This is a genomic window from Pseudomonas sp. AC016, from assembly GCF_979253365.1.
Window position 1 is genome coordinate 3,044,027 of record NZ_CEEDCC010000001.1, and the last position, 17,449, is coordinate 3,061,475.

Genomic DNA, 17,449 nt, shown 5'->3' on the forward strand with positions numbered 1-17,449 from the left:
CTTCGCCATCTTGCTCAGTAAATCCACGCCTGCCACAGGCCAGATGCCTTGAGTTGCGATGACGCGTAATCTTGAAATTCGCCCCGACCTGGATGAGGGGATCGACCGCAAGGTCCTCAGCCAGTTGCGTAACCGCTTCCTGACTCTCAATGACGGGCGGTATGCCCGTGCCATGGAAGGAATGTCGACCCGCCAGCAGACCGTGCTGACCCTGTTGCCGCTGTTCTTTCATGTGAACCATCCGTTGTTGCCGGGATACGTCTCCAGCAGCACGCCCGCCGGCGTGTCTCATTACGAGCCCGATGCACTGGCGCTGGCAGAAGCGCAGCGGCTCACACGTTCGTTCTCCTACAAGGTCCGTCACGGCAATCCGCCGCAGCCCATTCATGGCCTGTTTCTGATGGGCAGTCTCGGCACGCTGGCTCAGGCCGAACAGAGCGACATGGATGTGTGGGTCTGTCATGACAGCGCGCTTGAAGAAGAAGCCATCGCCGAGCTGCGCAAGAAATGTCAGGCACTCGAAGCCTGGGCCGCGACCATGGGCGCGGAAGCTCACTTCTTTCTGATTGACCCTCAGCGCTTCAAGGTTGGCGATCGCGACACGCAACTCAGCTCCGACGATTGCGGCACGACCCAGCACTACCTGTTGCTGGACGAGTTCTATCGCACCGCCATCTGGCTCGCCGGGCGCACACCGATGTGGTGGCTGGTGCCTGTCTATGAAGAGCAGGGTTACGAGGACTACACCCACACGCTGCTGTCCAAACGCTTCATCCGCGCAGACGAGGTCATCGACCTTGGCCCGATGGCGCAGATCCCGCCTGCGGAGTTCGTCGGTGCGGGCCTGTGGCAGTTGTTCAAAGGCATCGAATCACCCTACAAGTCAGTGCTCAAGCTGCTGCTGATCGAGGTGTACTCCAGCGAGCATCCTGCCGTTCAGTGCCTGAGCCTGCGCTTCAAGCAGGCGGTGTTTGCCAATCAGCTGGACCTGGACGAGCTCGACCCTTACATGGTCGTGTATCGCCGCATCGAAGAGCACCTGCTGGCCCGCAAGGAAACCGAACGCCTGGAGCTGGTCCGGCGCAGTCTGTACCTGAAGGTCAACAAGAAACTCACAGGTCCCGCCCGCCAGCGCAGCAACAGCTGGCAGCGTCAGTTGATGGAGCGCCTGACCCGCGAATGGGGCTGGGATGACCGTCAACTGGCGCTGCTCGACAGCCGCAGCCAGTGGAAGGTGCGTCAGGTGGCGCATGAGCGGCGCGCGCTGGTCAACGAGCTGAATTACAGCTACCGCTTCCAGACTCAGTTCGCCCGGCTGCAAAGCACCGCAGAAGCTCTCGATGCACGTGACCTGACGATTCTGGGCCGCCGCCTGTACGCCGCTTTCGAGCGCAAGGCCGGCAAGGTTGAGTTCATCAATCCGGGGATTGCGCCGGACCTGGCCGAGGACACGCTGACGCTGGTGCACTCGCCCGACAAACGCGAACCCGGCAAACATCAATGGGCGCTGTACAACGGCAATCTCGGCATCCACGAACTGGCCAACTTCTCGCCGATCAAGCGCAGCCGCGAACTGCTTGAGCTGCTGGCGTGGTGTCACCGCAACAACGTGATCGACACCTCCACCCGCCTGGCGCTGCACCCCGGCACCAGTGATCTGAGCGAATTCGAGCTGTTCAACCTGCTCGGTGCCCTGCAGCAGACCATCGAGCTGCCGCTGCCCGACGTCAGCGATGAAGCCCTGCTTCAGCCCAGCGAACCCAGGGAAATACTGTTGCTGGTCAATGTTGGTGTCGATCCGCTCAGGCATCACCGCGACCTGAACATTCTCATGACCACCGAGCGTACTGACTCACTCAGTTACGCGGGCGTACGCGAAAACCTGGTACTGACCCTGGATCAGATCACGCTCAATACCTGGAATGAAACGCTGGTCAGCCGTTACGACGGTCCTCACGCGTTGCTCGACTGTCTGAGCGAGTTGCTGGGCAGCCTGCCGCAAGGCGCGAGTCAGCCGAAGATTCATGTGCGCTGCTTCTGCCACAACCGCGCCCCGGCCATTGCGCAGCGCGTCGAAGAGCTGGTCAGCACTGCGCGCCTGCTGCTCGCCCGGCAGCTCAATCACCGCTACCTGATTCAGGTGCAGCAGCAATATCACGTACTGGAAATGGTGCCGGGCCGGGTTGGTCATGTGGTGGTCAACAGTCTGCCAGGGCTGTTCAAGTACCTGGGCGAAGAACTGCCGCGTTACAGCCCGCTGCATCTGGACCCGCATGCGCTGGACGAGCATGACCTGGCGCTGATCCTGCCGTTCGGGCAGCCGGAATGCATTCAGGTGTTTTACCGGATCAACGAGGCCGAAGCGGACCTGTATGTGCTGGACGAGCACAATTCACTCTGGCACCAGCGCCTGCCTTATCACGATGAACAAAGCCTGCTGATGCCGCTGCAGCGTTTCTTCCACTCGCTGGTTTACCGCCGGGGGGCGTCGTTGCCACTGGACGATCCCAGCGAGCCGGTCATGCTCGAAACGCTCTATTACCAGGTCATGCCGTCCGGCAACTCCCGTGCCCGCCGCATTGAACCGCGTCCGGCGCCCACTGCGGCGGACAAGCCGTTTTACGACGTGCAGGCGATCATTGAAGAAACCTCGCCGGGGCAGATCAACGTCACGCTGTACTGCGACAACCGCGAGTTTTCCGAACTGGAATATGGCGATCAGCTGTACGAGGCGGTGGCCATGCAGATTCTGGGCAAGCGCCTGGAACCCAAGCGCTACCGCTGCTACATCACCGACCTCGACTTGTCAGGCCTGCTCGATGACGGGCACGGTCAGAGCATCCTGTTCCTGCGCCACAAGGCCGAACTGGAAAAGCTGCTCAACGAGGCGATGGATAAGGCATGAGGCAAAGGCTATTGAGTCCGGTCGCTCATCACGTTCTGCGTAAGCCGACCCAATGGGACGCGGAGCGTCCCGGGCTGCATGCCAACGCGGAGCATTGGCACGATCAGATAACAGACTGTGGGAGGCGGCTTACTGATACTCGCCCGCTGCTTCCGGCTGGTATTCGACCGCGAGCAGGGTGAGCTTCAGGGTCTTGCCGCCCGGCGCGGGCCAGTCGATGTGCTGGCCGACCTGCAGGCCGAGCAACGCCGAACCCATCGGGGCCAGCACTGAAACCGTGCCTTCGACGCCTGCATCCTTCGGATAGACCAGCGTGAGGTGATAGTCCTTGCCGCTGCTCTCTTCGCGGCAGTGCACGCGGGAATTCATGGTCACCACGCCTTTCGGCACTTCATCGTGACCGACCACCTGCTCGGCTCGGTCCAGCTCGGCCTGTAGCGCCTGAATACCCGGCATGGAATCGTCCTGACTGTCGATCAGGCTTTCAAGACGCTGTACGTCAAGCCGGGTGAGGATGAGTGAAGGGGCAGTGTTCATGATCTGGGCAGACTCCTTTTTCCACGCGTTATAAAAGCAAAACCCCGCCGGGCTGGGCGGGGTTTTGGTGGGCCTCTCTTCAAGAGAAGCAGGTTCTGACACTAACACAGCCTAATAAATACACAACCCGACGAGTCGTCAGCCCGCAGCCTGGCCCGACTCGGCGTGCGCCCGGCGCTGATCGGCCTGGTGACGGATCTGGCGGCGGCGGTCATCATCGGCCGAGCGCCATTCGCGGATGTCCTCGACATGGCGAAAGCATCCCAGACAGACCTTTTGCTCATCCAGCCGACAGGTGCTGATGCAGGGCGATGGCACGGCCGGGCTGACATTGCTGAACAATGGCTTGGGCGGCCTGACGGCGGCAGGCTGAGAATTCTGGCTCACGATCAGATCTCGTCGAAGTCCAGCTCGATGCCGGCCTGATCAAGCGTCATACGCGCAAGCATCTCGCTCAGCAGTTCATCGCTGGTGTCGCAGACCCAGCGACTTTCGACTTCGTCGTAATCGAAGTGGAAACCGCCGGAGCGCGCTGCCAGCCAGAGCTGACGCAGCGGTTCCTGGCGACTGAAGATCAGCTGGGAGCCGTTTTCGAACTTGACGGTCAACACACCGGCCGAGTTTTCAAGGTCCACGTCCAGACCACTCTCATCGAACACATCTTCCAGATTTTGCTGGGTGGCATCGACCAGATCATGGAAGCGGGCTTCGGTCAAACTCATTGCGGGAACCTCGAAAGTGTCTACTGAAAGCGCAGTGGGGCAAGATACGGACGCCACCCGCCAAATGCAAAGCATACCCGTCATTGACAGCAGCCTGACGCAATAATCCGGCGTAACCGGCCATTGCCCGCACAATCGCGTCCAAACCCCGCCGGACGGGAGGAGCATCACATAGGCAAGCCGCCGGGTGGTGGGTATACTCGGGCGCAATTAATGCTTTTACAAAGGATTTCGCCATGAAGCGCCTGATCTCTTCGCTTGCTGCGCTCGTCGCGGTGGCTTGTCTTGTTACGGCCTGCGGTCAAAAAGGCCCGTTGTACCTGCCGGATGACACCAAGTCTCCCGATGAACAAGCCAAATCGCACTCGTCGCACAAGCATCTTTAAGGGAATCCCATGGACGCCTTCAACTACCGCGACGGTGAGCTGTTCGCGGAAGGTGTAGCTTTGTCTGCCATTGCCGAACGCTTCGGCACGCCGACCTATGTCTACTCCCGCGCTCACATCGAAGCGCAGTATCGCGCCTATACCGACGCTCTGGACGGCATGCCGCATCTGGTCTGCTTTGCGGTCAAGGCCAACTCCAACCTGGGCGTGCTCAATGTTCTGGCCCGCCTCGGCGCAGGCTTCGACATCGTCTCGCGTGGCGAACTGGAGCGTGTTCTGGCGGCGGGCGGCAAGGCCGAGAAGATCGTATTTTCCGGCGTTGGCAAGTCCCGTGAAGATATGCGTCGCGCGCTGGAAGTCGGCGTCCACTGTTTCAACGTCGAGTCCACCGACGAGCTCGAGCGTCTGCAGAGCGTTGCGGCCGAGCTCAATGTCCGTGCGCCGATTTCCCTGCGCGTGAACCCGGATGTCGATGCGGGCACTCATCCGTACATTTCCACCGGCCTCAAGGAAAACAAGTTCGGCATCGCCATTGCAGACGCTGAAGACGTTTACGTGCGCGCCTCGCAGTTGCCGAACCTTGAAGTGATCGGCGTCGATTGCCACATCGGCTCACAGCTGACCACGCTCGAGCCTTTCATCGACGCACTGGATCGCCTGCTGGATCTGGTCGATCGCCTGGGCGATTGCGGCATTCACCTGCACCACATCGATCTGGGTGGCGGCGTGGGCGTTCGCTATCGCGATGAAGAGCCACCGCTGGTGGCGGATTACATCAAGACCGTGCGCGAACGTCTGGCCGGGCGTGATCTGGGCCTGATGTTCGAGCCGGGGCGCTTCATTGTTGCCAACGCAGGCGTGCTGCTGACCCGCGTCGAATACCTCAAGCACACCGAGCACAAGGACTTCGCCATCGTCGATGCGGCCATGAACGACCTGATTCGCCCGGCGCTGTATCAGGCCTGGATGGACGTCACGGCTGTGCGCCCGCGCGACGGCGCCGCACGCCCGTATGACATCGTCGGACCCATCTGCGAAACCGGCGACTTCCTGGCCAAGGGCCGCGAGCTGGCGCTGGCCGAAGCTGATCTGCTGGCCGTACATTCGGCAGGCGCGTATGGTTTCGTCATGAGTTCGAACTACAACACGCGCGGTCGTGCTGCCGAAGTACTGGTGGACGATACGCAGGTCTTTGAAGTGCGTCGTCGCGAAACCGTGGCTGAGCTGTTCGCTGGCGAAAGCCTGCTGCCGGAGTAACCCCATGCTGCTGCGTTTTACCAAAATGCACGGGCTGGGTAACGACTTCATGGTCCTGGACCTGGTGAGTCAGCACGCGCATATTCTGCCCAAGCACGCCAAACAGTGGGGCGACAGGCACACCGGTGTCGGTTTCGATCAGCTGCTGCTGGTCGAAGCGCCGAACAACCCGGATGTAGACTTTCGCTACCGCATTTTCAATTCCGATGGTTCGGAAGTCGAACAGTGCGGCAACGGTGCGCGCTGCTTCGCCCGTTTCGTGCTCGACAAGCGTCTGACGGCCAAGAAGCAGATCCGCGTCGAGACGAAAAGCGGCATCATCGAACTGGATATCCGCAGCGACGGCCAGATCAGCGTCAACATGGGTCCGCCACGCCTGGTCCCGGATGAAATTCCGTTTCAGGCGCCCGCCCAGGCCGCCAGCTACACCATTGATGTGGACGGACAGAGCGTTGAGCTCGCCGCTGTTTCGATGGGCAATCCGCATGCGGTACTGCGGGTGGATGACATCAACAACGCCCCGGTTCACGAACTGGGCCCGAAGATCGAGCATCACCCGCGCTTTCCGGCTCGGGTCAATGTCGGGTTCCTGCACATTGTGGATCGTCAGCGCGCGCAGTTGCGTGTCTGGGAGCGCGGTGCCGGGGAAACACAGGCGTGCGGTACCGGCGCTTGCGCAGCGGCAGTGGCCGCCATCACCCAGGGCTGGATGATGTCGCCATTGCTGATCGACTTGCCCGGCGGGCGGCTGTCCATTGAATGGGCAGGCCCGGGGCATCCTGTGATGATGACTGGCCCGGCCGTCAGGGTTTACGAAGGCCAGGTTCGTCTTTGAGTGAGCATATGTGATGACCGATCAGCCTCCGGCTTCAACCGGCACCCCCAGCGAATCGCCTGCCGATAGCGCAGCGCCAAATCTTGAAGCAGAGGCGGTCATCGCCTTTCTGCTGCAGCATCCGGACTTCTTCGCCGAGCACGACGAGCTGTTGGTGTCGATGCGCATTCCGCACCAGCGTGGCGACACGGTTTCGCTGGTCGAGCGCCAACTCAAGCTGCTGCGCGAGCGCAACATCGAGATGCGCCATCGCCTTTCGCAACTGATGGATGTGGCGCGCGACAACGACCGGCTATTCGAGAAAACCCGTCGCCTGAATCTGGCGTTGATGGATGCCACCAGCCTGGATGAGATCGTCATCGCCGTGGAAGACAGCCTGCGTCAGGACTTTCAGGTCCCCTACGTCAGCCTGATCCTGTTCAGCGACACCCCCATGCAGGTCGGGCGCTGGGTCAGCAGCGCAGAAGCGCAGAAGACCATCGGCGGGCTGATCGGCGAAAAGGTCGTGTGTGGTGCTCTGCGTGAGCATGAGCTGGCGTTTCTGTTCGGTGCAGAGCAAGGCAAGGAAGTCGGTTCGACCGCCATCGCCAGCCTGAATCACCTCGGCCTGCATGGCGTGCTGGCCATCGGCAGCCGCGACCCGCAGCATTACAAAAGCTCGGTCGGCACCCTGTTCCTCAGCTACATCGCCGACGTGCTGAGCCGCCTGCTGCCACGCTTCGCCCACTCGCTGCGTTCGGTCCGCTAGCCATGGAACAGCATCTGGACGCCTACTGCATGCACCTGCGCAGTGAGCGGCAGGTGTCGCCCCACACGCTGGAAGCCTACCGACGCGATCTGGACAAGGTGCTGGCGTTCTGCAAGAAAAACCAGCTGCCCAGCTGGACCGCGCTGGACATTCAGCACTTGCGCAGCTTCACGGCCCGCCAGCATCAGCAGGGCCAGTCCTCGCGCAGCCTCGCACGCATGCTTTCGGCCGTGCGTGGTTTCTACAAGTACCTTAACCGCGAAGGCGTGTGCCAGCACGATCCGGCAAACGGCCTGTCGCCACCCAAGGGCGAGCGCCGCCTGCCCAAGACGCTGGACACCGACCGAACCTCGCAGCTGCTGGACGGCGCGGTCGAAGATGACTTTATGGCCCGTCGCGATCAGGCCATTCTGGAACTGCTGTATTCCTCGGGCCTGCGCCTGTCCGAACTGACCGGACTGAATCTGGACCAGCTCGATCTTCGCGACGGTCTGGTGCAGGTACTGGGCAAGGGCAGCAAGACTCGCGTACTGCCTGTTGGCAGCAAGGCCCGTCAGGCGCTGGAAGCCTGGCTGCCGCTGCGGGCGCTGGCCAATCCGCAGGACGACGCCGTGTTCATCAGCCATAGGGGCACACGTCTGGGGCCTCGTGCCGTGCAAAGCCGGGTCAAGGCCTTCGGCGAGCGTGAGCTGGGGCAGAACCTGCATCCGCACATGCTGCGCCACTCTTTCGCCAGCCATCTGCTTGAATCCTCACAGGACCTGCGTGCCGTGCAGGAGCTGCTGGGCCATGCCGACATCAAGACCACGCAGATATATACCCACCTGGACTTCCAGCATTTGGCTACTGTTTATGACAGCGCTCACCCTCGCGCCAAACGCAAAGGATCTGTAGATGATTAAGCTGGTGACGTTCGACCTCGACGACACACTTTGGGACTGCGCGCCTGCCATTGCTGGCGCCGAAGTGTTATTGCGCGACTGGCTGGCCGAACACGCACCCAGGCTTGGCTCTGTGCCGGTGGAGCATCTGTGGGAAATCCGCTCGCGACTCGTTGAGGCCGATCCGTCGTTCAGACACAGGATCAGCGCCCTGCGTCGCCGGGTGCTTTTCCATGCACTGGAAGACGCCGGTTATGAAGAGGACGAGGCACAGGATCTGGCCGACCAGAGCTTCGAGGTTTTCCTGAAAGGGCGTCATCAGGTACAGATATTCCCGGACGTGCAGCCGACCCTGGAAATTCTCGCCAAAACCTTCACGCTCGGCGTGATCACCAACGGCAATGCCGATGTGCGCCGACTGGGCCTGGCCGATTACTTTTCCTTTGCGCTGTGCGCAGAAGACCTGGGCATCGGCAAACCGGATCCGGCGCCATTCCTGGAGGCTCTGAGACGCGGCAACGTGGACGCCAGTGCCGCCGTGCATGTCGGCGATCATCCGAGTGACGACATCGCCGGCGCTCAGCGCGCAGGCATGCGGGCGATCTGGTACAACCCGCAAGGCAAGGTCTGGGATGCCGACCGGCTGCCGGACGCGGAAATTCACAACCTGTCGCAATTACCCGAAGTGCTGGCCCGCTGGGCCTGAAGTCAGGCGCCTCTCAAAACGCAGCCAAGAAAAAGCCCGCAGCGACGGCGGGCTTGTTCTCATACGACATCTGCTGCCTTAGATAGGGCGGCTGCCGTATTTGTTGTCAGGCTTCTTGGGCGGATCGGCGACCACGTTGGCCTCCACTTCCTGCACCTTGCCACCACGCGCCAGGAATTCTTCCATGGCACGGGCAAGAGCATCACGCTCCTTGTTCTTGGCTTCTACGCTGGGCAGCTCGTCGACCGAAACTGCAGCCTTGGCCTTGCCTTTGGCAGCCGGTGCCGAAGGCTCGGCATCATCCACCTCGGCAACGTCGTCTTCGGGAGCAGCGGCAAGCTCCTCGCCGTCGTCCTCGCCTTCCAGGTCGTCTACCAGATCGTCGTTGTCGTTGTCGTCGTCGCTCATGTTGTACCTCATGACTTGCGAAAGCAGATTAGTTATAGCCCAGCAGCCCCAAGAGTCTAAGGCTGTCGGAAAAAATTCAATAACCACTGACCCCAGCGGTTATATCCATTCACCCTGAAGAGTGGCCAGGACGTTACGAGAACCACCAGCATCTCGATGTTCGCCCAGGTAAACGCCTTGCCAGGTGCCCAGCGCCAGTCGCCCCGCCGTAACCGGCAACAGCAACTGGCAGCCCAGCAGACTGGACTTGAAGTGCGCGGGCAAGTCATCAGGCCCTTCATCGTTATGTTCATGTCCGGCCACGCCCTGGGGCACCAGCCGGTTGAAAAAACGTTCGAAGTCACGACGTACTGCCGGATCGGCATTCTCGTTGACGGTCAACGAGGCCGAGGTATGTTGCAGCCACAAGTGCAGCAGACCGACTCGACAATCCCGCAGCTGAGGCAAGCCTGCCAGTATCTCGTCAGTGACCAGATGGAACCCGCGAGGCCTGGCCCGCAAGGTAATTCCGGATTGATGCCACATACCGTTCTCCGCACCTTCGGCGCGCATTCTAACTCGCCTGAGAAAAAAGCAAAGCGCGCAATAAACCGGCTTCCCTGCAAGTTAACGAAGACTGTCGTGACAACGTTACCAGCGCTGCGTCATGTTGCCGAGATCATTGACGCGGGCACATCAGTGACAGCGGAAATCCGCGGTTTATCCGCAAACGTCAGACAAAAAAATGCCCGGCAAAACCGGGCATTCTTTTTTCAGCGCAGCGGCTTTTACAAGTTGTAGCCACGCTCGTTGTGTTGCGCAAGGTCCAGACCGACAGACTCCTCTTCTTCGGTGACACGCAGGCCCATGACCGCGTCCAGCACCTTGAGGATGATGAAGGTCACGATGGCCGTGTACACGACCGTGAACGCGACGCCTTTGAACTGAATCCAGACCTGAGCGCCAATGTCGGTCACCGTGCCGAAGCCGCCCAGCGCTGGCGCTGCGAAGACGCCGGTCAGAATCGCGCCGACGATACCGCCGATTCCGTGCACGCCGAATGCGTCCAGGGAGTCGTCGTAGCCCAGCTTGCGTTTCAGGCTGGTGGCGCAGAAGAAGCAGATCACGCCTGCCGCCAGACCGATGATCAGTGCACCCATCGGGCCGACGGTGCCGGCTGCTGGCGTTACCGCTACCAGACCTGCAACCACACCCGAGGCGATGCCCAGAGCGCTTGGTTTGCCGTGGGTCAGCCACTCGGCGAACATCCAGCCCAGTGCAGCAGCGGCGGTCGCGATCTGAGTGACCAGCATCGCCATACCGGCGGTGCCGTTGGCGGCAGCAGCAGAACCTGCGTTGAAGCCGAACCAGCCTACCCACAGCATCGCTGCGCCGATCAGGGTGTAACCCAGATTGTGCGGAGCCATCGGGGTGGTCGGGAAGCCTTTACGCTTGCCCAGTACCAGACAGGCGACCAGACCGGCTACACCGGCGTTGATGTGCACAACGGTGCCGCCAGCGAAGTCCAGAACGCCCCAGTCCCACATCAGGCCACCGACGCCGCCCCAGACCATGTGGGCGATTGGCGCGTAGACCAGAGTGAACCAGATACCCATGAAGATCAGCATCGCGGAGAACTTCATGCGTTCTGCGAAGGCGCCGACGATCAGGGCAGGCGTGATGATTGCAAAGGTCATCTGGAAGGTGACGAACACCGCCTCAGGGAACAATGCCGCAGCGCCGGTGATGCTCGATGGCGTGATGCCCGCCAGGAACGCTTTACCCATGCCGCCGAAGAAGGAGTTGAAGTTGACGACGCCAGCTTCCATACCGGTGGTGTCAAACGCGATGCTGTAGCCGTAAACGACCCACAGGATGCTGATCAGGCCGGTGATGGCAAAACACTGCATCATCACGGACAGGATGTTTTTCGAGCGAACCATGCCGCCGTAGAACAGGGCGAGGCCGGGAATGGTCATGAACAGGACCAGAGCGGTGGCCGTCAACATCCAGGCTGTGTCGCCGGAATTGAGCACGGGCTCGGCCACTGGATCAGCCGCCAGGGCCAGGCCAGGTACTGCAAGGGACAACAGGGCTCCTAGCCCTGCGAATTGACGCAGAGTCATATTGTTTTCTCCTGGGGCGTTGGGGTTTGGCGGCTTAAATTGCGTCGGTATCGGTTTCGCCGGTACGGATGCGGATGGCCTGTTCCAGATTGACCACGAAAATCTTGCCGTCACCGATCTTGCCGGTGTTGGCGGCCTTGGTTATGGCCTCGATGACGCGATCCAGATCCTTGTCATCGATGGCAACATCGATCTTCACTTTTGGAAGGAAGTCGACAACGTATTCAGCACCGCGGTACAGCTCAGTGTGACCCTTCTGACGCCCGAAGCCTTTGACTTCAGTGACGGTGATGCCCTGCACGCCGATTTCCGACAACGACTCGCGGACGTCATCCAGTTTGAACGGCTTGATGATGGCAGTGACTAGCTTCATGAAAACTTTCTCCCGAATTGGTGGACTTGCCCCAGGAAAACAAACCCGACTCAAGTCTAAGCGCAGTGTCTGGCTTTGTAACGCGTCGGTCGCCTGATCGGGCCAGACCAACGCCAGAAAACCGCTTCTGACGAAACACTTCCCCGCTCCGCCTGCCGCACTGCATTCGTCACAGCGACTGCATCAGTGCATGGGTCACAAGCCACTAAGCAGAAAGCTTGCCATCTCGTGAATATTCATCAAATACAGGTCGTTGGGCCTCATTAAGGCCGCCAAGGCCCGGCACAGCCAATAAGAACGCACAAAGCTGGTGCATACGTGCACGCACGCCTGCTCCATAAGCGCGCACTGCCGCCCCTGTGAAATGACTATAGACACTGCGTGCTACACTGCCGTGCATCTGATTCAGGAAAACCATCATGCTCGCGCCCAAAGCTTTCCTCGACGCCCTCAGCGGCCACGCCTCGCGCCTTTTCAACGGCGAAACCCCCGTGCCCCGCAGCGAATTCGAAACCCAGTTCAAGACCCTGCTGCAAAGCGGCTTCAGCAAACTGGATCTGGTCAGCCGCGAAGAGTTCGACAGCCAGATGGCCGTCCTCGCCCGCACCCGCGCCCGCCTGGAAGCGCTGGAGGCCAAAATGGCCGAGCTTGAAGAGAAAATGGGGCCGGGTGAGAAGGCTGAGTGACTCATCAGCCTCAGACAGGTGCTGGCTGATCGCCAAACTGCCGCGCCTGCCTTATATCGCGTGAGGGCGGCGCCCCGAAACGCCGGGCGTACTCGCGACTGAACTGCGACACACTTTCATAGCCGACCCGCAACCCTGCCGTATTCGCGTCAAGCCGCTCGGTTAGCATCAGACTGCGGGCGGCATGCAGGCGCAGCGTCTTCTGATACTGCAACGGGCTGGTACCGGTGAGCTGCCGAAAATTGTGGTGCAGGGTCGAACTGGCCATACCTGCCATCCCGGCAAGCTCGGCAATTCGCAAGGGCTCGGCGTAGTTTCGCTTGAGCCAGTCGATGGCTCGCACAATACCTCGCGAACGATACCCTTCTCTGACGATCCAGCGCAGCCAGTAGCCTGCATCGCTGAGCAGCAGCCGAAGACAGACTTCTCGCTTGACCAGATCCGCCATGAGTGCAATTTCCTGCGGCCTATCCAGCAAGGCGACAAGGCGACCGAACACATCGATCAGCTCGTCCGTTGCTTCTCCCGCAGCGTAACAACGGGTCGGAATAGTGCTGTCGACTTCCGGCACGCTTTGAACGATGTCGTGGAGCAACGCCATGTCGAGCTTCAAGACGATCGAGAGATAGGGACGCTCGGCGCTGGCGCGTATCACCTTGGCCGTGGTGGGAATATCAATGGATGTCACGAAAAAGCTGCCCGGCTCGGACACCACTTCCTCGGTCCCGAAAACCGTGTGCTTGGTGCCCTGAACGATCAACGCCACACAGGGTTCGTAGACGCAATAATCCGGCAGCCCCGGCGCGTCCATTCGGTAGAAAGTGAGCCCCTTGATCACGCTGGGACAGACTTCTTTACCCGTGGTTATCACAGTCAGCCGCTCAGTGAGTCGCCTCAGCCCCTCGCCTTTCCGATCAAGACCGGATGCAGAAAACGTCAAGGATGGATTCATGAAGACGACTCTGCGAAGAGGAAAGTCGCAGTGTGCGCAGAACACGCCATCCGCTCAAGTGCCCCGGCAGGATTGTGCAAAAAGACAGTCGGATTGTGATCACGTTGCCCAAAAGCTCTCGTCTATCTTGAGGTTCCTGGTTGTTCCCAAAGACCCTCAAGCAAGGAGCCTGCAATGGATCGACGCGACTTTCTCAGGCTTTCGGCGAGCAGTGCGCTGGCAGCGACAATCCTGCCGATGACTGCCAGTGCCCAGACATTGAGCAGTGCACCACCATCCGGCGAACGCGGCAGCGTAATGCCGACCAAGGGGAAAGTGACGCGTTCTACCCTTCCAATTAACCCGTCTCAGCATAATCTTCGCTACATGACACCTTACCGCCTCGGCATGGGCGGCACGCAGATCGGCAATATCTTCGCCCCCATCAGCGATGAACAGGCCGCAGCCGTTTTGCAGTCCGCCTGGGATTCGGGGGTGCGCCTGTTTGATACATCACCTTTCTACGGCTTCGGTCTTAGCGAATATCGCCTTGGACGTTTCCTGCACAACCGAAACCCCGACGATTACGTGATCTCCACCAAAGTCGGGCGCGTGCTCAAGGCTGCAGGGAAGCCGGTTGGCGATAGTTCGATCTGGACCTCTCCGGCGCCTTTTGAGTACCGCTATGACTACACCGCCGAAGGCGCAAGGCGCTCTGTGGAAGACAGCCTTCAACGGCTCGGACTCGCACGGCTGGACGTGGTTTACATTCATGACCTGTCGCCGGACAACACCGAACTGCAAGGCGGCTGGGAAGCGGCCTACGAGATTGCTCGCACCGGCGCCATGCGCGAACTGGAGAAGATGCGCGACGAGGGCCTGATCAAAGCATGGGGCTTTGGCATCAACCGCCCCGATGCCGCCGTCCGCGCTGTGGAAAGCGACGATCCGACGCCGGACATCGTCCTGCTGGCGTGCCAGTACTCAATCATCGATCACGATCAGGCGCTCGAACGAACGCTGCCCGCCCTGGCAAAAAAAGGCACCAGCGTAGTGGTTGGCACACCGCTCAATGACGGTTTCCTCGGCGGCGGCAAGCGCTTCAACTTCTCACCTGATTTGCCACGTTTTGCCGTCGAACGCCGCGCCAAACTGGCGGCCATCGCCGCACGTCATGGTATCGACATGCGCACCGCCGCCCTGCAGTTTGCCGCGGCTCACCCCCTGGTTTCAGCCATCGTGCCAGGCTCACGCGTACCGGGACAAATAGCCAGCAATGTCCAGTCCATGAAAGTGGCTATCCCGGGCGATTTCTGGGCAGAGGCCAAGCGTGAACGGCTGATCGCTGAACACGCCCCGGTTCCGGCCTGACGGGCTGGAACTGTCGGGACACATCAGAAAAGAGCGCCCGGCATCAACTGCCGAGGTGCGCTTTTTCATCAATCTCACGAGAACACCGTTTCAGAGCTCAGAAAGTTCGCATCGTGACTTGGGATGAGCTGTTTCATCTGCCATACGAGGGATTACACTCGCCTGTCTTTCAAGGGTGGTCTCGGGCTTTGGACTGTTTAACAAGTCTCGACACCCAGGACGCCTTTGAAGCCGAGATTCGATGAGCCTCCAAATCCATCGAAGGAACGGAATCCCCCTCACTGGCACCGGAAGTAAATATGACACCTCGACTTTTCACCTGCCGATGGCTGATCGCGGGAGCGCTCTCGCTATGCATTGGCACACCCGCTCTCGCCGAAGGCCTGACGCTGCGCTCCGGCAAGTACGAGCAACTGTTGCTCGCTGTCACGCCCGAAGGTCAAATCGAGGGGTTTTATGCCGAAGAACGCGGTACAGGCACTACGTTCAGTTGCGCGTTCTACCTGCAAGGCAAGGTCGAGTCAGGGAAAGCCAGCCCGGTATCTTCCTGGCTCGATGGGGTTTATCCGGGAACCGTGGAGCCGTCCATCGATGGCGTGGTTCTGACCATCGAACAAGGCCAGCAACATCCTGGCTGCATGAACGTGCTGATGCCGGACATTTCGACAGGACTGGACCTGAGCCGGACCGCGAGCAAAAAATGGATCGGACTGGTGACCGTTACGGCCGACAAGGCCTGGCTGCAGAAAACCCCGGACGCCAGGTCCACTCGTGGCGCTTACATAGTGAAGGGTGATGTGGTTGGGGTGCTGGCGTTCAAGGATGGCGCGGCGAAGGTTGAGTTTGTCGATGGCGACAACCGTTCGTTCATAGGGTGGATTGGTCAGGATCAGTATGCTCGGGTGAAGATGCCTGGGGGCTGAAGTCCGTAGGCGAAACCAGGGGAGCAGGAATCAGCCGTGAAGGCTTTTACGTACTTCGCGACCCAGCTCTTCGAGGTAAAGGGCCGAGCCGGAAAGACCATCGAATGCGTAAGGGTGAAGCATCTGGGTCGATCTTAGAACCGTCTTATCAATGGTAGAAATTTGCGCCTCATCGCAGACGCCAGCCCACTCTTTTCCGATCGTGCGAATCTGATGCTCAATCATCGCCAACGCTTCATCTTCCCCAAGCAAGAACTTCGTTCGAGCCTCCAGACAAACAGCCAGACGACTTTGATTATTGGCGCCCAGAATACGCATTGCCTGACTGGCCTCTGTGCCGGTTCGAACTTGAGGACAGATATCGTACGCCGGGGTGAGCCTGTATGACTTCCCATCGAAGAAAGCAGCGTGGTTTCGTCCATGATCATCGGTGTTACTGCACAGAATATTGAATACCAGTCGGGAAAATAGCTCTCTCAAATCATGTTTGGGGTCGAAGAAATCAGCCCGGACGATGTCAGTAAGCAACTCGTAGCTGCAATACCTCGCCAGCATTTCGTCCAGACCGAACAAGGTGAGCGCAGATGCCATGATTTTGCGCGACCAACCGCCATTCAGTGGCTGTCGATCAAACCGTTCGATCAAAAGTACATCCTTGCCCAATGCCTGCTCAAGCGCCACGCGAGCTACGTCAATGCCGCATTTCTCAGCCAGGCGCATTGCAATGAATTCGTTTTTAACGACATTGACTCTGTCGTTGGATGCGGAAAATTTCGCTACGTATTTAGCTCCGGCAGCCTCGATCAAAGCCTTTGGTCTCGCTCCGCCAATAGACGTTCCATGATTCAAGGCCTGGTCAAGCTCAGGAGTGAGCGCAATACCCTTTTCGACCAGAGATGCGGCCTCCAGGAGCTCTTCCAGCGTTGCCGCTCGCGACACTCTAGGTACATATTCGGTCGCAGATGCCTGGAAGTCGAAAGCACCAATCCTGTCCGACCCGGACTCGAGCAGATAGGTCATTTCGTCCAGATCAGCGTACTGGCCGTCCGCATTCTGCTTTCCAAAAACGCGATTCATGATGACCCGTCGCCCCCATGCATCGGGAGAGCCATCTCGGATGCTGCTCGGCAACGTCATATTATCCATCGGTTCCAGAACACCAGCCCCCAAGGGCAGCTCTTTCAAACTGAGCGCAATGGCATCTTTGCGCTCCAGATAACTACGCCCATAGCGGAACACGAATCGCTTTTCGTCACGAGCCAGGACCCCTGCCACAACAGGATCGAGTTTTTCAGGGAGCCACACCCAAACGAAGCACTGATCAGGATTAGAAATCATTACTTACCACCGGCGCGTTTGTTCTGACCGCTTTAGGCAAGACCGCAATCTTTGACTCCAACGTCTCACCCAGTACAGAAAGAGGAATGTCGACCGAAAACAAACGCACGCCCAGTAACGAAGCCAGCTCAAAAACCACCCCTATTTCGCACTTGGGATCGGCCCGTTCAATGCGATGAATCAGGCCACGCGATACGCCCGCCTTGTCTGCGAGAGCCTGGGCGGTCAGCCCCTTTTTCTTGCGAGCAAGGTGGATAAGTTGAGCCATGACTTTAAGCGCATCGAGCGTGTTGGATGAGTAAGAACGGGCCATGAGGGTCACCATGTACAGACATGA

20 protein-coding genes are annotated in these 17,449 nt (G+C 59.6%); 10 read left to right on the forward strand and 10 right to left on the reverse strand.

The window, feature by feature from the left end:
• Window positions 1-58: 58 nt before the first annotated feature.
• Window positions 59-2,905, forward strand: a complete 2,847-nt coding sequence (locus tag AC0IXS_RS13795; protein ID WP_122690898.1) for a class I adenylate cyclase — start codon at window positions 59-61, stop codon at window positions 2,903-2,905.
• 129 nt (window positions 2,906-3,034) lie between these two features.
• On the opposite strand, the gene rnk is transcribed toward AC0IXS_RS13795, so the two are convergent.
• The 3 genes from rnk to cyaY all read right to left on the reverse strand — a co-directional run bounded on the left by rnk (window position 3,035) and on the right by cyaY (window position 4,164).
• A complete protein-coding gene (rnk, locus tag AC0IXS_RS13800) occupies window positions 3,035-3,442 on the reverse strand; it encodes a nucleoside diphosphate kinase regulator (protein WP_057409177.1) in 408 nt (135 codons plus the stop codon).
• A 138-nt stretch (window positions 3,443-3,580) separates the two neighbouring features.
• Window positions 3,581-3,832, reverse strand: a complete 252-nt coding sequence (locus AC0IXS_RS13805; RefSeq protein WP_025993246.1) for a DUF1289 domain-containing protein — start codon at window positions 3,830-3,832, stop codon at window positions 3,581-3,583.
• The gene (gene cyaY / locus AC0IXS_RS13810) at window positions 3,832-4,164 is read right to left on the reverse strand and encodes an iron donor protein CyaY (RefSeq protein WP_122435919.1); all 333 of its coding nucleotides are present in this window, start codon (window positions 4,162-4,164) and stop codon (window positions 3,832-3,834) included. Before cyaY ends, AC0IXS_RS13805 begins: the two co-directional genes overlap by 1 nt.
• A 236-nt stretch (window positions 4,165-4,400) precedes the next feature.
• On the opposite strand from cyaY, the gene lptM reads away from it, so the two are divergent.
• The 6 genes from lptM to AC0IXS_RS13840 are packed head-to-tail and all read left to right on the forward strand — an operon-like array spanning window position 4,401 to window position 8,977.
• On the forward strand, window positions 4,401-4,550 hold the full coding sequence (gene lptM, locus AC0IXS_RS13815; RefSeq protein ID WP_004887391.1) for an LPS translocon maturation chaperone LptM: 150 nt from the start codon (window positions 4,401-4,403) through the stop codon (window positions 4,548-4,550).
• Between the two features lie 9 nt (window positions 4,551-4,559).
• Complete coding sequence (gene lysA, locus AC0IXS_RS13820) at window positions 4,560-5,807, forward strand: diaminopimelate decarboxylase (protein ID WP_057409176.1); 1,248 nt, start codon at window positions 4,560-4,562, stop codon at window positions 5,805-5,807.
• Window positions 5,808-5,811: 4 nt separating this feature from the next.
• Complete coding sequence (gene dapF, locus AC0IXS_RS13825; RefSeq protein WP_057409175.1) at window positions 5,812-6,642, forward strand: diaminopimelate epimerase; 831 nt, start codon at window positions 5,812-5,814, stop codon at window positions 6,640-6,642.
• 13 nt (window positions 6,643-6,655) lie between these two features.
• The gene (locus tag AC0IXS_RS13830) at window positions 6,656-7,390 is read left to right on the forward strand and encodes a DUF484 family protein (protein WP_025993250.1); all 735 of its coding nucleotides are present in this window, start codon (window positions 6,656-6,658) and stop codon (window positions 7,388-7,390) included.
• 2 nt (window positions 7,391-7,392) lie between these two features.
• Window positions 7,393-8,292 carry a tyrosine recombinase XerC gene (gene xerC / locus AC0IXS_RS13835; RefSeq protein WP_025993251.1) on the forward strand — a complete coding sequence of 300 codons (900 nt, stop codon included), beginning with the start codon at window positions 7,393-7,395 and terminating at the stop codon, window positions 8,290-8,292.
• Window positions 8,285-8,977, forward strand: a complete 693-nt coding sequence (locus AC0IXS_RS13840; protein WP_057409174.1) for an HAD family hydrolase — start codon at window positions 8,285-8,287, stop codon at window positions 8,975-8,977. Before xerC ends, AC0IXS_RS13840 begins: the two co-directional genes overlap by 8 nt.
• Before the next feature lie 78 nt (window positions 8,978-9,055).
• Here the strand turns inward: AC0IXS_RS13840 and sutA are convergent, their stop codons facing one another.
• The 4 genes from sutA to glnK all read right to left on the reverse strand — a co-directional run bounded on the left by sutA (window position 9,056) and on the right by glnK (window position 11,863).
• On the reverse strand, window positions 9,056-9,385 hold the full coding sequence (gene sutA / locus AC0IXS_RS13845) for a transcriptional regulator SutA (RefSeq protein ID WP_004887402.1): 330 nt from the start codon (window positions 9,383-9,385) through the stop codon (window positions 9,056-9,058).
• A gap of 99 nt (window positions 9,386-9,484) precedes the next feature.
• Window positions 9,485-9,910, reverse strand: a complete 426-nt coding sequence (locus tag AC0IXS_RS13850; RefSeq protein WP_025993253.1) for a secondary thiamine-phosphate synthase enzyme YjbQ — start codon at window positions 9,908-9,910, stop codon at window positions 9,485-9,487.
• 242 nt (window positions 9,911-10,152) lie between these two features.
• On the reverse strand, window positions 10,153-11,490 hold the full coding sequence (locus AC0IXS_RS13855) for an ammonium transporter (protein WP_025993254.1): 1,338 nt from the start codon (window positions 11,488-11,490) through the stop codon (window positions 10,153-10,155).
• Window positions 11,491-11,524: 34 nt separating this feature from the next.
• Window positions 11,525-11,863, reverse strand: a complete 339-nt coding sequence (gene glnK / locus AC0IXS_RS13860; RefSeq protein WP_002555808.1) for a P-II family nitrogen regulator — start codon at window positions 11,861-11,863, stop codon at window positions 11,525-11,527.
• Window positions 11,864-12,282: 419 nt separating this feature from the next.
• On the opposite strand from glnK, the gene AC0IXS_RS13865 reads away from it, so the two are divergent.
• Window positions 12,283-12,549: an accessory factor UbiK family protein gene (locus AC0IXS_RS13865; protein ID WP_025993255.1), complete on the forward strand. Its 267-nt coding sequence runs from the start codon at window positions 12,283-12,285 to the stop codon at window positions 12,547-12,549.
• Window positions 12,550-12,559: 10 nt separating this feature from the next.
• On the opposite strand, the gene AC0IXS_RS13870 is transcribed toward AC0IXS_RS13865, so the two are convergent.
• Window positions 12,560-13,501 carry an AraC family transcriptional regulator gene (locus tag AC0IXS_RS13870; RefSeq protein WP_029241400.1) on the reverse strand — a complete coding sequence of 314 codons (942 nt, stop codon included), beginning with the start codon at window positions 13,499-13,501 and terminating at the stop codon, window positions 12,560-12,562.
• 366 nt (window positions 13,502-13,867) lie between these two features.
• Here AC0IXS_RS13870 and AC0IXS_RS13875 point away from each other — a divergent pair, with 366 nt between their 5' ends.
• Both AC0IXS_RS13875 and AC0IXS_RS13880 read left to right on the forward strand, forming a co-directional pair.
• On the forward strand, window positions 13,868-14,851 hold the full coding sequence (locus AC0IXS_RS13875) for an aldo/keto reductase (protein WP_122667982.1): 984 nt from the start codon (window positions 13,868-13,870) through the stop codon (window positions 14,849-14,851).
• 299 nt (window positions 14,852-15,150) lie between these two features.
• A complete protein-coding gene (locus tag AC0IXS_RS13880) occupies window positions 15,151-15,774 on the forward strand; it encodes a hypothetical protein (RefSeq protein WP_122667941.1) in 624 nt (207 codons plus the stop codon).
• A gap of 30 nt (window positions 15,775-15,804) precedes the next feature.
• On the opposite strand, the gene AC0IXS_RS13885 is transcribed toward AC0IXS_RS13880, so the two are convergent.
• Together AC0IXS_RS13885 and AC0IXS_RS13890 are read right to left on the reverse strand one after the other, a co-directional pair.
• Entirely contained in the window at window positions 15,805-17,112 is a 1,308-nt protein-coding gene (locus AC0IXS_RS13885) for a type II toxin-antitoxin system HipA family toxin (protein WP_471824900.1), read from the reverse strand.
• Window positions 17,102-17,425 (reverse strand): helix-turn-helix transcriptional regulator, encoded by a 324-nt coding sequence (locus tag AC0IXS_RS13890; RefSeq protein WP_058430394.1) that lies wholly within the window; start codon window positions 17,423-17,425, stop codon window positions 17,102-17,104. Before AC0IXS_RS13890 ends, AC0IXS_RS13885 begins: the two co-directional genes overlap by 11 nt.
• Window positions 17,426-17,449 lie beyond the last annotated feature (24 nt).